At 63.0% G+C, this 270-nt stretch carries 1 protein-coding gene; it reads left to right on the top strand.

Annotated elements, in window-relative coordinates; all coding sequences use genetic code 11:
• Positions 1 to 229, top strand: a 229-nt coding sequence (locus tag IH13_RS0132655; protein WP_031090165.1) for an integrase core domain-containing protein, incomplete at its 5' end; no start/stop codon positions are given.
• Positions 230 to 270 lie beyond the last annotated feature (41 nt).

The following is a 270-nucleotide window of genomic DNA, read 5'->3' as shown; positions in this document are numbered from 1 at the left end:
CGCCGACAGTTACGACAACGCCATGGCCGAGGCCCTCAACGGCTTCTTCAAAGCCGAACTGATCGAGCACCAAGGGCCCTGGCGAGACGCTGACCAAGTCGAACGCGCCATCGTCCAGTGGGTCGGCTGGTACAACACCGAACGCCTGCACTCCGCCCTCGACTACCTCCCACCCGAAGAATTCGAGGACCGCCACCACCGATCCCAGGCAACCACGAACACCGCCTGAAACCAGAGAAACCGGCCGCTACGAAACCCAGGGCAGCTCAG

The organism is Streptomyces sp. NRRL WC-3549 (genome assembly GCF_000721935.1).
Taxonomy (GTDB): Bacteria; Actinomycetota; Actinomycetes; order Streptomycetales; family Streptomycetaceae; genus Streptomyces.
The sequence above is the reverse complement of the archived record's forward strand: the minus strand, read 5'-3'. Positions and strand labels throughout refer to the sequence as shown.